Source organism: Humibacillus xanthopallidus (assembly GCF_006717145.1).
Taxonomy (GTDB): Bacteria; Actinomycetota; Actinomycetes; order Actinomycetales; family Dermatophilaceae; genus Humibacillus; species Humibacillus xanthopallidus.
Genome location: NZ_VFQF01000003.1, coordinates 435,818 through 448,629, shown reverse-complemented (window position 1 = coordinate 448,629; position 12,812 = coordinate 435,818). Strand labels below are relative to the sequence as shown.

Genomic DNA, 12,812 nt, shown 5'->3' with positions numbered 1-12,812 from the left:
AGGCCGTATGCCGTCCGGCGGGCTCGGGAGCCCATCGGCCCGTCGCCGTCAGGCGCGCAGCTCGTCGAGCCAGGCCCGCGCGCGGTCGAAGTCGGTGTCGGACGTGCCCGGCCGCGCGTCGGGGCGGCCGCCGTCGGCGCGGGGGTAGGAGCCGAGGAAGCGCACCTCGGCGCAGACCCGCCGCAGGCCCATGAGGGTCTCGCCGACGCGGGCGTCCTGCACGTGCCCCTCGAAGTCGATGGAGAAGCAGTAGGAGCCCATCGCCGAGCCGGTCGGGCGGGACTCGAGTCGGGTCATGTTGACCCCGCGCACGGCGAACTGCTCGAGCAGCTCGAGCAGGCCACCGGCGTGGTCCTCCTTCTGGAAGAGCACGACGGTCGTCTTGTCGGCGCCGGTCGGCTCGGGAAGCGTGCCCGGCCGAGCGACGAGGACGAAGCGGGTGACCGCGGCCTTGTTGTCGCCGATGTCGTCGGCGAGCACCTCGAGCCCCTCGTCACGCGCCGCGACCGGAGCGCATACGCCGGCGTCGAACATGACGTCACCCGGGGCGCCGAGGGCGGCGGCACTCGCGGCGGTCGACAGGGTCGGCACGTAGACGGCGTCAGGCAGGTGCTCGCCCATCCAGCCGCGCACCTGCGCCCACGCGTGCGAGTGGGTGCCGACGGTGCGGACCTCGCCGAGCGGCATACCGGCTCGGGCGCACAGCACGAAGGTGATCGGCACGAGCACCTCGCCGATGACGACGAGCGGGTCCCCGGTGGCGAGCGCGTCGAGCGTGGCCGACACGCCGCCCTCGACGGAGTTCTCGATCGGCACCATCGCGGCGTCGACCTCGCCCGCGCGCAGGGCGGCGAGGGCGGCGTCGACCGAGCCGAAGGGCACCTGCTCGCGACCGGCGGCGGCGTCCCAGGCGTCGAGCGCCATCTGGGTGAAGGTGCCGCGAGGGCCGAGGTAGCCGAAGCGGTGCAGCTCGTCTGGGGTGCGGGGCGGCGTCACGACGCGTCCTTCGTGCGATCGGGATGGGGCAGGGCGGTGGGAGCCGAGGTGCGGGTCTCGCCCTGGGTGGCCGAGGCGAGCGCCTGCTGCTCCTCGGGCGTCAGGGTGATGCTCGAGCGGCCGCCCACGACTCCCTTGGCGTAGGTGCGGGACTCGCCGCGGGCGTGGATCGAGCTGATGACGATGCCGTCGCCGGCGTCGTCGACGATCGCGGCCGAGAAGGAGAGCCGGCCACCCATGTCGCCGAAGGCGTCGTAGCGCACGACAGCGACGTTGCGCAGGCTCTGGCGCACGTCGTCCTCCGCGGTGGCCACGTGCTCGCGCAGCCGGGCGATCTCGCTCGCGAGGCCGTCGATGCGGCGGCTCTGGCTGGCCGCGACCCGCGCGATGTCGGCCCCGCCGTCACCGTCGAGGGCGGTGAAGTCGCGCCGCACGCCGCGCAGGCGCAGCAGGGCGACGACAGCCATGACGACGGCGAGCACCGCGACGCCGGCAGCCGCGAGGGCCACGGTCGTCAGCGTCGAGTCGTCCACGATCGGCAAGGGTAGCCCCGGGTGCGTGAGTGGCCCGTGGGATTCCACCCCGTGACCGGGGGTGGTCGCTCGGGCCCTGCGCACACACCCGCTTTGTAGGGTGTCCCCGTGATCCGCCGCCACCCCCTGAAGACGCTCGTCGTGCTTCTCGTGGTCCTGGTGGGCGTGCTCACCGCGGCCTACGTGGGTCGCACCACCGTCCCCGTGCCCGCGACGACGGCCCCGCAGCCCGGCGACTCGCTCGTCGTGGTCGGCCTCGGCGGGGTGTCGTGGGACGACGTCAACGCCAAGGACACGCCGGTCCTCTGGGGCCTGCTGCGTGACGGCTCGGCCGCCTCGGTGTCGGTGCGAGCCGTCGACGGGGCGACGTGCCCGACCGACGGATGGTCGACGGTGTCGGCCGGTGAGGCCGCCGGGCCCGGCGAGGGCTCGAGCGGCTCAGGCGGCTCGGGCGGCTCAGGCGGCTCGGGCGGCTCATCCGGCTCATCAGGTGAGGCCGGCGGCTGCGCGCCGCTGCCCTCGGTGGCCGGTGACGCGACCGCGGGCTGGCGGGTGGTCGGCTTCGACGAGATCGCCACGGCGTCGCGTGACGCGTCGTCCCGCGCGCAGCTCGGCCTGCTCGGCGACAGCTTCACGGCAGCCCGCACGTGCGTTCAGGCGATCGGGCCGGGTGCCGGACTCGCTGCCGCGACCTCCGACGGCAAGGTGGCGAAGTACACCCCGTTCTCGGCCACCTCGCTCGTCTCCGACCTCGCCCAGTGCCCCGTGACGGTCGTCGACGTCGGCGCGCTGGCCGCCACCGACCCCGACCCCACCCGGCAGGTCGAGCGGATCAACGAGATCGAGCGGCGCCTCGAGCAGGTCACCGACGCCATGCCCAACGGCGCCGACCTGCTCGTCGTCAGCCTCGCCGACCGCGACCAGCAGGAGCGGCTCCGGCTGCTCGCCGCGACGGGCCCGCACTACGCCCCGGGCCTGCTCGCCTCCGCCTCGACCCGCACGACCGGCATCGCACAGCTCTCCGACGTGACGGCGACGATCCTCCAGCGCGGCGGGGTGCGGCCGCAGTCGCCGATCAGCGGCCGCGCGGTGAGCGTCGTGCCATCGGCCAACAACAGCGAGTCGACGGCCGCCGCGAAGCTCACGGTACTCACCGACGTCGACACCAAGGCCGACGCGATGCACCGCGTCGTCGGCCCCTTCCTGCTCATCTGGGTCGTCGGCACCGCCCTCGCGATGCTCGTCCTGTGGATCATGCTGCGCCGCTCGGCGCCGTGGAACCAGCGCCTCGCCCGCCAGCGCGTGCTGCGCCTCGTGCGCGTCGTCGGGCTCATCGCCGCCGGTATGCCGGCCGCGACCTTCGTGGCCAACCTCCTGCCGTGGTGGCGGTGGTCGACGACGACAGCCGTGCTCACCGCCCTGCTGCTCGCGCTCGCCCTGCTCATCAGCGCGGTGCTCACCGTCATCGCGCTCGCAGGGCCGTGGAGCTCGTCGGCGCTCGGCCCGATGGCGGCGATGTCGGCGCTCACGGCGGGCATCATCGCGCTCGACCTCATCACCGGCTCGCACCTGCAGATCAGCTCGATCTTCGGTCTGCAGCCGCTGCTCGGCGGCCGGTTCTACGGGATGGGCAACGTCGCGTTCGCCCTCTACGGCTCGGCGGTGCTGCTGCTCTGCGCCGCGCTGGGGCATGCGCTGCGCCGCCGCGGGGCGCCGCGCCTCGCCGTCGCCGTCGTCATCGTGATCGGGGGCCTCGCGCTGGCCGTCGACGTGCTGCCCGCGTGGGGAGCCGACTTCGGTGGCCCGATCGCGCTGGTGCCCGCTCTGGGGCTGCTCCTGCTCGGCGTCATGCAGGTGCGGGTGACGTGGCGCACCGGCGGCCTCGTCGTCGTCGCTGCCGCGCTCGTCGTCGGGCTCGTCTGCTACCTCGACTGGCGCCGACCGGTCGACGAGCGCTCGCACCCGGGGCGCTTCCTCCAGACGGTCATCGACGGCGGCGCCTGGGACGTCATGTCGCGCCGGCTCGTCGGCAACATCGAGACGGTGCTCTCGGTGCCGATCCTCGCCGTCGTCGTCACGGCGCTGCTCGCGATGTGCGTCATCGTCGTGGCCCGGCCGGGTGCCCTGCGCACGCAGCCGCTCGCCCGGCTCTACGACGAGGCGCCGCTGCTGCACCGGGCGCTCTGGTGCATCATCATCATGGCCGCGATCGGCTTCCTCACGAACGACAGCGGCGCGGCCATCCCACCGGTCGCAGCGCTCTTCACGGTGCCGGTCGTCATCTCGGCCGTCATGCACTTCCTCTCGGTGCAGGCGCGCCTCGCGCCGGTGCGGCGCCGCCGCGACCGCCACCACCTCTGAGCACCTGAGGTGACGCAGCCGCTGGGCACGGCGGCACGCCGCACCCGCGGGGTGAGGACGAGAAGGGGTGCGCTCTAGAGCACACGACGGACTGCTCTTTCGATCGAGACGACGAGCTGCTCTTTCGATCTGGGCACGGCGGCACGCCGCACCCGCGGGACAGGACGAGAAGGGGTGCGCTCTAGAGCACACGACGAGCTGCTCTTTCGATCGAGACGACGAGCTGCTCTTTCGATCTGGGCACGGCGGCACGCCGCACCCGCGGGGAGAGGACGAGACGGGGTGCGCTCTCGAGCACACGACGAACTGCTCTTTCGATCGGGGCACGCCGCCCCCGTTGTGCAGAGCGGCGCGGCGCTATCGCACCGACGTCGGTCAGCCGGGGCCGAGGCGGCGACGCAGGCGCCGCACGCCGAGGGCGAGCGCGATGTCGCGGTACTGAGCGGCGCGGTGCACCTGGCTGCGCCAGTCGGTGCCGACCTCGCGGTGGCGCAGGTCGCACGGCACCTCGAGGAGGGTGAGCCCGGCGTCGAGCACGTCGATGGTCATGCCGACCTCCACGCCCCACCCGCGGGCGAAGGGGGTCGCCGCCGCGATGGCCGCCGGCGAGAGGCACCGCATGCCGGAGAGGGGCTGCGTCGGCGCCCAGCCGGTGAGCTCCTCGATGCCGCGGCGTGCGAGCCCGACGACGACACCGTGGCCCCCGCCCTGGTCGGTGCGCCACCCGTCGTCGGACAGCGTTGCGATGGCGAGGTCGGCCTCGCCCGCTGCGACGGGGCCGACGAGAGCCCCCACGGCCTGGGCCGACGCCTCGAGGTCGGCGTCGACGAAGAGCACCGAGGCGCTCGCGTCGATCCGCCCGACGCGGCGCAGCCCGCTGATGCGACCGAGACCGCTCATCAGCGCGTCGGCCTTGCCATGGCCGCGCACGTGCCGGACGACCTCGGCTCCGTGCTGGGCCGCGATCACCGCAGTGCGGTCGGTCGACCCGTCGTCGACGACGATGACGACGACCACGCCGGGGATGTGGCGCACCCCGTCGATCGTGTCGCCGATGCGCACGGCCTCGTCCCGGGCGGGGATGACGACGGCGACCGGCTGCGTGGGAGGGTCGGCATCGGGCAGCGCACCTCCCACGCCGGCGGACGAGATCATCGTGGCGCGGTCAGCTCAGCGGAGGGTGACCTGGCGGTTGAGCAGCCCGGCCTTGGCGCCGCGCTCGGCCGCGTCGAGGGGATCCTCGTCGGCCGCAGCCTTCTCGATGCGGGTCCTCATGGCGGCGACGGCGTCCTCGAAGTCGGCGGCCTCGCTCGAGGCATCGACCTCCCAGACGGGGATGAGCAGGCCGCTGGAGCGGAAGCACCCGAGCAGGCGGCCGCCGTCGCCGAGGTGGCTCTCGCCGGCGGCGTGCAGACGGGCCAGAGCGTTCGTCGAGGTGTCCTCGTCGAAGGGGAGCACCCAGCGCACGTAGGTGCGCTCGCCGATCCGGCACCAGTAGGCCGACGGCGCCGCGTCGATCTTGGTGGTCGGGATGGCGGACTCGTTGGCGCGCTCGAGCGACTCCTTGCCGTCGGCGTCGAGGTCGGCGTCGGCGACCCAGAAGTCGAAGCCGTCGTGGAGGGTGATCTCGAAGGACTCGGTGGTGTCGATGAGGTCCTGGAGCCGAGGCGTGTCGACCGAGGAGACGGCCAGCGTCGTGACCGGCGAGCCCGGCGTGGCGGCGATCGCGAGCTCGATCGCCTGGGCGATGTCGCGGCTCGTGTCACCGCTCGCGTTGCCCGACTGGATGCCGACGAGGACCTCGCCCGACTCGCGGTGCAGGCCGGGCCAGGCGAGCGGCAGCACCGTCGCGATGGTGACCTCGCTCGGCGCGTCGCCGGTGAACACGCCCTCGGCGATGCGGACCGTCGCCGTGGCCGCCGGCACGATCTCGCGCATGGCCACCCAGTCGGTCTCGTTGGGCAGCCCCTCGAAGGGCCGGGCCACGTAGGGCGCCGGAGCGGGACGAGAGGACTGGTCGGCGCGCTCGCGGCGCGGTCTGCGTGATGCCTTACCCATGGCGGCCACCCTAGTGGCCGAACGACACACCCCCGTCGAACGGGCCGGCCGCCTCGGCCGGACCGTCGTGGGAAGTGTGCACTCGACCATGGAGGGGTGCCAGAAGTGCGACCGGGCCGTCGGAAAGTGGGCACTCGACGTGGAGGGGCGTCAGATGAGGGCCGTGGCGAGCGGGCCGAGGGCATGGACGTCGGCGGCGCCCGCGAGGTCGAGCGGGGAGACGAAGACCGTCGAGATGCCGTGCCGCGCGAGCCCCCCGAGGCGCTCGGCATGCTCCGCGGCCGTGCCAGCGTGATGACGCGCGGCGAACGTCGCCGCGGTCGTCCGTCCTCGCAGTGCCTCCACCCTGCGCCACGCGTCGTCGCGATCGCGCCCGACGAGCGGCAGGTCGAGGACCGTCGCGTGCACGTCCTCGAGCCGGCGTCCCGCCTCGCGCACGAGGTCGAGGTAGGCGGCGACCTTGTCGAGGCCCGCATCGTCGGCGGGCACGTTGCAGCCGTCTCCGAGCCGGGCGGCGATGCGCAGCGTGCGAGCGCCTCCCCCACCCACGATGACCGGGACCTCTCCCACCGGCCGGGGGTAGCAGGTCGTCTCGGGAAGCGAGACGTGCTGACCGGCATACGGCTTGGTGCCCGGAGCCCAGAGGGCCTTCATCGTCTCGATGGCACGCTCGAGGCCGTCGAGTCGCGCTGCGGCTGAGGGGAACTCGAGCCCGTATGCCGCGTGCTCCCGCGCCCACCAGCCCGCTCCGATCCCGACGAAGGCACGCCCGCCAGAGAGCGCCGACAGCGTGGCCGCGGCCTTGGCGGTGATGCCGGCCCTCCGGAAGGTCACCGGCGAGACCAGGGTGCCGAGCTGGAGCCGAGTCGTCGAGGCGGCGAGGGCCCCGAGGGTCACCCACGGCTCGGGCATCGGGTCCCACGCCCGGCCGACCTGCGGGATCTGGATGAGGTGGTCCATCAGGGCGATGCCGGCGAAGCCGACCTCCTCGGCCGCACCGGCGACCTCCCTGAGCCACGCGAGCAGGTCGACCTCGACCGGGAAGCGTGAGATCTGGAGGACGACTCCGTGGCGAAGAGACGGCTCGGCGCCGGAGGTGCGGGCTGCCGGCGGCGCGGCGGTCGCAGCCTCCGTCTCGAAGACCACGTCTGCCGCGACCTCGACGACGGCGTCCCAGCCCTCCTCGTCGAGCTGCGAACGGGTCGCGGCCTGGGCTGCGAGCTGGCCTGCGAGGACGCGCGCCGGGACCGGGCGGTCTCGCGCGGCGTTGCGCGCACGGCATACGGCAGCGGGGGTGTCGAGAACGACAGCGACTGCGGGGACCCCTGCCGCGCGGGCCGCTGCGAGCCACCCCCGCCGTCGGGGCACATCACTGCCGAGGGTGTCGACGACCGTGGTCAGGCGGCGACGCAGCCGCGCGGCAACGATCTGCTCGAGCAGGGCGAAGGCCTCCGCCGACGCGTCGAGGTCGTGCTCACCGCTGCCGACCACCGAGCGCAGGGCGTCCGACGAGACGATCTCGGCGGCCCGATAGCGACGCTGCGCCCAGGTCGACTTGCCGGACCCCGAGGCCCCGACGAGGATGACGAGCGCCGGGTCGGGCCGGGCGGGCAGGTCGGCTGACACGCTGGCCCGCCGGGATCGGGCCGTCAGTGCGAGCGACGGCGCGACGGACCGCCGAGCGAGGCCCACACGGTGCGGCCGTTGGGGTCCTCGATGACGCCCCACTCATGGGCGAGCGAGCGCACGATGCGCAGGCCGCGGCCACCGGGGCCCCAGGTCGTCGGCGGCGCGGGGCGCGGGGCCGTCGGGCCGCCCCCGTCGGACACCTCGACCTCGACGACGTTGTTCTTCACCTTCCAGTGCACCCGGATCGCGCCGTCTGCGAGCGGTCGCGCGTGCCGGATCGCGTTGGCGACGAGCTCGCTCACGACGATCTCGGACTCGTCGATGACGGCAGGCGACACCTCCCGGGCGACGAGGTCCTCGACGAGCTCGCGCCGGACGCGCGGCGCGGCGGACGGGGCCCACGGCAGGCGGAGTGTGCGCTTCTCGCCGAGCGGAGGCCCGGACGCAGCGGTGGCGGACGACCCTGTGGACATGGAGCGGCTCCCCGTCGTCGTTGTCGTCGTTGTCGTCTTTGGCGTCGTCGCGTTCCGGGTGATCGTGGCAGCGCTCTGGCCCGCGGCGCCTCTTCCCTGACTCGTCACCATGGGTGACCTCCTTTGCGGGCGATGCCTCGCCCCCGTCGAGCACCGTAACGAAACCTTGGCCAGAGCTCAATGAACCGTGTGAAATCACCCGCCGATCGGCCACCTCACCGGCAAACTCTTGCCTGCCCTGCTTTTGCGATATATCGTTGACCTATCGCGACTGTTCATTGGTCGCGCGAGAGTGGAGGGAGTCCACCATGAACAGCACCCCTGAATTCGACAGCCCTGCGCCCGACGAGGGCCGCGACCCCTGGACCACGCAGGGCGACCACGACCGAGACCGCCACGGCGGCCCTCACGGGCACCACGAGCACGACGGGCACGAGCACGACGGGCACGAGCACGGCGGCCACGGCGACGGACCCCGTGGACCGCGCGGGCCCCGAGGACCGCGTGGTGAGGGCCGCGGGCCAGGCTTCGGCTTCGGCCCGGGCTTCACCTTCGGCCCCGGCTTCGGCGGCTTCGGCAGCTTCGGCCCCGGAGGCGGAGGCCCCTGGGGCGGAGGCCCGGGACGACCCGGACCGCCCCCGTGGGTCAGCGAGCTCGTCCGCGCCTTCGGCGGACCGGGCATGGGCCCGGACTTCGGCGGCGGACGCCGGCGCGGCCCGCGGGCCCGTCGCGGCGACGTGCGGGCCGCCATCCTCGACGTCCTCGCGGGCGACGAGATGAACGGCTACCAGCTCATCCAGCAGATCTCCGAGCGCACCGGCGGCGCGTGGAAGCCGAGCCCCGGCTCGGTCTATCCCACCGTCCAGCAGCTCGAGGACGAAGGGCTCGTCGAGGGTCGCGAGGTGGACGGTCGGCGCCTGCTGCGCCTCACCGACGCCGGGCGCTCATACGTCGAGGAGCACCCCGACGAGATGGCCGCGACCTGGCGCCCGTTCGAGGAGGAGCCGGAGCAGCCGCCCCAGCGGTCCTCGAGCGACGGCCCCGACCTCATGCCGGTCGTCGGGCAGGTCATGGGTGCGATGTGGCAGATCGTCACCACCGGCACCGCACAGCAGCGGGCCGAGGCCGCCGAGATCCTCACCGAGACCCGGCGCCGCCTCTACCAGCTGCTCGCCGACGGCGACCCCGAGTAGAACCGGGTCTCCGCAGGTTGCGCGCCGCCGCGTCACCACACCGAGACGACACGCAGCCGTATGCCGCTGGGCCAGCCCAGCGGCATACGGCTCAGTCGTGCTGGGGGCGCAGGACGAAGAAGCCGAGGTCGCGCCCGCCGGCGCGCTCCTCGTAGGCCGTGTAACCGGAGTAGTAGGTGAGCGCCGCCTGACGGACGCGCTCGCGGTCCTCGCCGTGCACCTGCTCCGCCCGGACCCGGTGCACGACGCCGTCGAGCTCGACCGTCGCGTCGGGGTGGGCGACGAGGTTGAAGAACCACGCCGGCGGCCGGGTTGAGCCGTAGTGGGAGGCGATGACGCCCCACCCGTCCTCGAGGGGCGCGAGCATCAGTGGCACCGTGCGCGGCTGCCCCGACCGGGCCCCGGTGGTCGTCACCAGGCCGATCGGCACTGCCGCCAGCCACTGGGTGGGCGGCGTGCCGTGCGGCGCGATGCGGTGTGCGACGAGGTCGAGACGGTGCAGGACGCGCTTGCCGACCCACGCTCCAGGGCGCGACGCGACAAGGCGCCGCAGGGCTCGCTGGATCGCGTTGGCCTCGTCGAGCCGGCGCAGCTGCATCCCCTCAGCGTAGGACGTGTCGGACCTGGGCGACCCCGCAACGGGGAGTCCGGCAGGATGACCGGGTGAGCGCAGCGTCGGGGATCCTCGTGGCCGGCACGTCGTCCGACGCCGGCAAGTCGGTCGTCGTCGCGGGGCTGTGCCGTGCCCTGGCGCGCCGCGGGGTGAAGGTGGCGCCCTTCAAGGCGCAGAACATGTCGAACAACTCGATGGTGTGCCTCGACGGCGGCGAGATCGGGCGGGCGCAGTACCTCCAGGCCCAGGCTGCCCGCGTCGAGCCGACGACCGCGATGAACCCCGTACTCCTCAAGCCCGGCACCGACCGCCGGTCGTTCGTGGTCGTGCGCGGCGAGCCCGCCGGCACCCTCGAGGCCGGGCAGTATGCCGCCGGGCGGGGCCACCTCCGCGACGCGGCGTTCGCGGCCTACCGTGAGCTCGCCGACCACTACGACCTCGTCGTGTGCGAGGGGGCCGGCTCCCCGGCAGAGATCAACCTCCGGGCCGGTGACTACGTCAACCTCGGGCTCGCTCGCGAGTTCGACCTGCCGGTCGTCGTCGTGGGCGACATCGACCGCGGCGGTATCCTCGCGTCGCTCTACGGCACGTGGGCCCTGCTCGACGAGGCGGATCGCGACACGCTGAAAGCCTTTGTCATCAACAAGTTCCGTGGAGACGTCGGCGTGCTCGAGCCCGGGCTGGCGGAGATCACGGCGCGCACCGGCGTGCCCTTCGCCGGCGTCATCCCCTGGCTGCTCGACGTGTGGCTCGACTCCGAGGACACCCTCGAGGTCGGTCACTGGCGTGCCTCGACGACGCTCTCGGCGCTGGCCCGCGACCGCCTCAAGATCGCCGTCGTGCGGCTGCCGCGCATCTCGAACGCCACCGACGTCGACGCGCTCGCCGTCGAGCCTGGCGTCGACGTGCTCGTCACGGTCGACCCGTCCGTCGTGGAGGCGGCTGACCTCGTCGTCCTGCCCGGATCGCGTTCGACCGCAACGGATCTCGCGTGGATGCGCGAGCGCGGGCTCGCTGATGTCGTGACGCGCCGCGCCGCCGCGGGGCGGCCGGTGCTCGGCATCTGCGGCGGCTACCAGATGCTCGCCCACGAGATCGCGGATGACGTCGAGGGCCGGGTCGGCATCGTCCCCGGCCTCGGCCTCCTTCCGACGCAGGTCGACTTCGCCTCCGACAAGGTGCTGGCCCGACCCAGAGGGTCGTGGGGTGGTCACGCGGTCGACACGGCGTACGAGATCCATCACGGCATCGCCAGTCAGGTCGCTGCCGACGACCCTCGCGTCGCCGATCAGCCTGCGCCCCAAGCCTTCCTCGACGGCTGGCGAGCTGGCTCGGTCTGGGGCACGATGTGGCACGGGGCCTTCGAGAGCGACCACTTCCGCCGGGCATGGCTCGCCGAGGTCGCTGCCGCGGTCGGCTCCGAGTGGTCCGCCGCAGACGGCGCTCCCGGCTTCGCGACGCGGCGCGAGGGCATGCTCGAGACCCTCGCCGACGCGCTGGAGGAGCACGTCGACATCGACTCGCTGCTCGCCCACACCCGCATCGGGAGGCCTTCGTGATCGGGCGGATTCGCGTCATCGGTATCGGCATGGGCGACCCCGACCAGGTGACCGGTGAGGCGGCCCGTGCCCTCGCGACCGTCGACGTCTTCATCGTCGCCCGCAAGGCCGATGCCCACGGCGATCTCGTGGCCGCCCGACAGGCCGTGTGCGACGCGCTGATCCCTGCAGACCGGGCCTACCGCGTCGTCGAGGTCACCGACCCGCGACGGGGCCCGGACGCAGGACGCGACACGGCGGCATACGGCAAGGGGGTGCGCGACTGGCATGCCGCGCGGGTGAAGGCCTATGCCGAGGTCATCGACGGGCTGGCCGAGCACGAGACGACGGTCGGCTTCCTCGTGTGGGGCGACCCCGCGCTCTACGACTCGACGATCCGCATCGTCGACGCCCTCGTGGAACGGTGCGCCATGCAGGGCCGGATGGTCGATCACGACGTCATCGCGGGGATCAGCGCTCCTGCGTTGCTCGCGGCGCGACACCGAATCCCGTTGAACCGCATCGGCGCTCCGGTTCACATCACGACGGGGCGCCGTCTCGTCGACGAGTTCGACCTCGGGCTCGGCGATGTCGTCGTCATGCTCGACGGTCACCTCTCGTGCGCGTCGCTCGTCGACTCCTTCCCCGACCTCGAGCTCTACTGGGGTGCCTACCTCGGCTCCGTCGACGAGGTGCTCGTCCACGGTCGCCTCGCTGACGTCATCGAGGAGGTGCGACGGGTGCGCACCGAGGCGCGCGCCCGGCACGGCTGGATCATGGACACCTACCTGCTGCGCCAGCCGGGCGACGCGCCGGCGCCGGCGCACGCAGGTCCGAGCTTCATGGCCTTCCCCGACGTCGCATCGTGGGAGCCGCTGACCGACGGGGTCGTCACGGTGCGACCCCTCACGGCTGCCGACTGGCCCGTCCTGCTCGCCGAGAGCAACAACGACGAGTCGCTGAAGTGGGGCTTCGACGGTCGACCGCTGACGGAGGCGGAGGCCAGGCACAAGACGGCCGAGGCCGTGCGCGAGTGGCGACGCGGACGCGTGGCACGCTTCGTCATCGCCGATGCCGACTCGGGTGCGGGTGCCGGCGTGCTCATGGTCATCCGGATGGGCCCCCCGGGCATCGGGGTCGTCGGCTACGGCGTCGTGCCCGACTTCCGCGGGCGCGGGTTCACGTCACGGGCGCTGACCCTCGTCTGCGGCTGGGTCTTCGCCCACACCGACATCCAGCGGCTCGAGCTCGGGCACAAGGTCGGCAACGTCGCGTCGGGCAAGGCTGCGGAGCGGGCCGGATTCACCCGGGAGGGTGTCCTCGTCGGCCGCCTGCCCAACCCCGACGGCACCCGCTCCGACGAGGTCTCCTACTTTCTCCTGAGGCCCGAGGCCTGAGGCGTCTCGAGCGGTGCGGGC

The 12,812-nt window shown here is 73.3% G+C and carries 11 protein-coding genes; 4 read left to right on the top strand and 7 right to left on the bottom strand.

Annotation, left to right across the window (positions count from 1 at the left end):
* Window positions 1-48: 48 nt before the first annotated feature.
* A complete protein-coding gene (pheA, locus tag FHX52_RS20055; RefSeq protein WP_281288038.1) occupies window positions 49-996 on the bottom strand; it encodes a prephenate dehydratase in 948 nt (315 codons plus the stop codon).
* On the bottom strand, window positions 993-1,529 hold the full coding sequence (locus FHX52_RS20050; RefSeq protein WP_141824140.1) for a DUF4446 family protein: 537 nt from the start codon (window positions 1,527-1,529) through the stop codon (window positions 993-995). Before FHX52_RS20050 ends, pheA begins: the two co-directional genes overlap by 4 nt.
* A 108-nt stretch (window positions 1,530-1,637) precedes the next feature.
* On the opposite strand from FHX52_RS20050, the gene FHX52_RS20045 reads away from it, so the two are divergent.
* A complete protein-coding gene (locus FHX52_RS20045; RefSeq protein ID WP_141824139.1) occupies window positions 1,638-3,890 on the top strand; it encodes a hypothetical protein in 2,253 nt (750 codons plus the stop codon).
* A gap of 375 nt (window positions 3,891-4,265) precedes the next feature.
* On the opposite strand, the gene FHX52_RS20040 is transcribed toward FHX52_RS20045, so the two are convergent.
* The 4 genes from FHX52_RS20040 to FHX52_RS20025 all read right to left on the bottom strand — a co-directional run bounded on the left by FHX52_RS20040 (window position 4,266) and on the right by FHX52_RS20025 (window position 8,050).
* Window positions 4,266-5,045 carry a glycosyltransferase gene (locus tag FHX52_RS20040; RefSeq protein WP_141824138.1) on the bottom strand — a complete coding sequence of 260 codons (780 nt, stop codon included), beginning with the start codon at window positions 5,043-5,045 and terminating at the stop codon, window positions 4,266-4,268.
* A gap of 15 nt (window positions 5,046-5,060) precedes the next feature.
* Window positions 5,061-5,948, bottom strand: a complete 888-nt coding sequence (locus tag FHX52_RS20035) for a DUF5926 family protein (protein ID WP_185747403.1) — start codon at window positions 5,946-5,948, stop codon at window positions 5,061-5,063.
* A 150-nt stretch (window positions 5,949-6,098) separates the two neighbouring features.
* Window positions 6,099-7,574 carry an LLM class flavin-dependent oxidoreductase gene (locus FHX52_RS20030; protein WP_246070289.1) on the bottom strand — a complete coding sequence of 492 codons (1,476 nt, stop codon included), beginning with the start codon at window positions 7,572-7,574 and terminating at the stop codon, window positions 6,099-6,101.
* Window positions 7,575-7,597: 23 nt separating this feature from the next.
* The gene (locus FHX52_RS20025; protein ID WP_141824137.1) at window positions 7,598-8,050 is read right to left on the bottom strand and encodes an ATP-binding protein; all 453 of its coding nucleotides are present in this window, start codon (window positions 8,048-8,050) and stop codon (window positions 7,598-7,600) included.
* A gap of 308 nt (window positions 8,051-8,358) precedes the next feature.
* Between FHX52_RS20025 and FHX52_RS20020 the strand changes: the two genes are divergently transcribed.
* Complete coding sequence (locus FHX52_RS20020; protein WP_141824136.1) at window positions 8,359-9,243, top strand: PadR family transcriptional regulator; 885 nt, start codon at window positions 8,359-8,361, stop codon at window positions 9,241-9,243.
* A gap of 91 nt (window positions 9,244-9,334) precedes the next feature.
* On the opposite strand, the gene FHX52_RS20015 is transcribed toward FHX52_RS20020, so the two are convergent.
* A complete protein-coding gene (locus FHX52_RS20015) occupies window positions 9,335-9,841 on the bottom strand; it encodes a nitroreductase family deazaflavin-dependent oxidoreductase (RefSeq protein WP_141824135.1) in 507 nt (168 codons plus the stop codon).
* A gap of 65 nt (window positions 9,842-9,906) precedes the next feature.
* Here FHX52_RS20015 and FHX52_RS20010 point away from each other — a divergent pair, with 65 nt between their 5' ends.
* Together FHX52_RS20010 and cobF are read left to right on the top strand one after the other, a co-directional pair.
* Window positions 9,907-11,415 (top strand): cobyric acid synthase, encoded by a 1,509-nt coding sequence (locus FHX52_RS20010; protein ID WP_141824134.1) that lies wholly within the window; start codon window positions 9,907-9,909, stop codon window positions 11,413-11,415.
* Window positions 11,412-12,791 carry a precorrin-6A synthase (deacetylating) gene (cobF, locus tag FHX52_RS20005; RefSeq protein WP_141824133.1) on the top strand — a complete coding sequence of 460 codons (1,380 nt, stop codon included), beginning with the start codon at window positions 11,412-11,414 and terminating at the stop codon, window positions 12,789-12,791. Before FHX52_RS20010 ends, cobF begins: the two co-directional genes overlap by 4 nt.
* Window positions 12,792-12,812 lie beyond the last annotated feature (21 nt).

Excerpts from the sequence above, each read along its gene's own strand:
- FHX52_RS20025 (WP_141824137.1), bottom strand. The coding sequence starts at position 8,050 with ATGTCCACAGGGTCGTCCGCCACCGCTGCGTCCGGGCCTCCGCTCGGC.
- FHX52_RS20035 (WP_185747403.1), bottom strand. The coding sequence starts at position 5,948 with ATGGGTAAGGCATCACGCAGACCGCGCCGCGAGCGCGCCGACCAGTCC.
- FHX52_RS20020 (WP_141824136.1), top strand. The coding sequence starts at position 8,359 with ATGAACAGCACCCCTGAATTCGACAGCCCTGCGCCCGACGAGGGCCGC.
- FHX52_RS20040 (WP_141824138.1), bottom strand. The coding sequence starts at position 5,045 with ATGATCTCGTCCGCCGGCGTGGGAGGTGCGCTGCCCGATGCCGACCCT.
- FHX52_RS20015 (WP_141824135.1), bottom strand. The coding sequence starts at position 9,841 with ATGCAGCTGCGCCGGCTCGACGAGGCCAACGCGATCCAGCGAGCCCTG.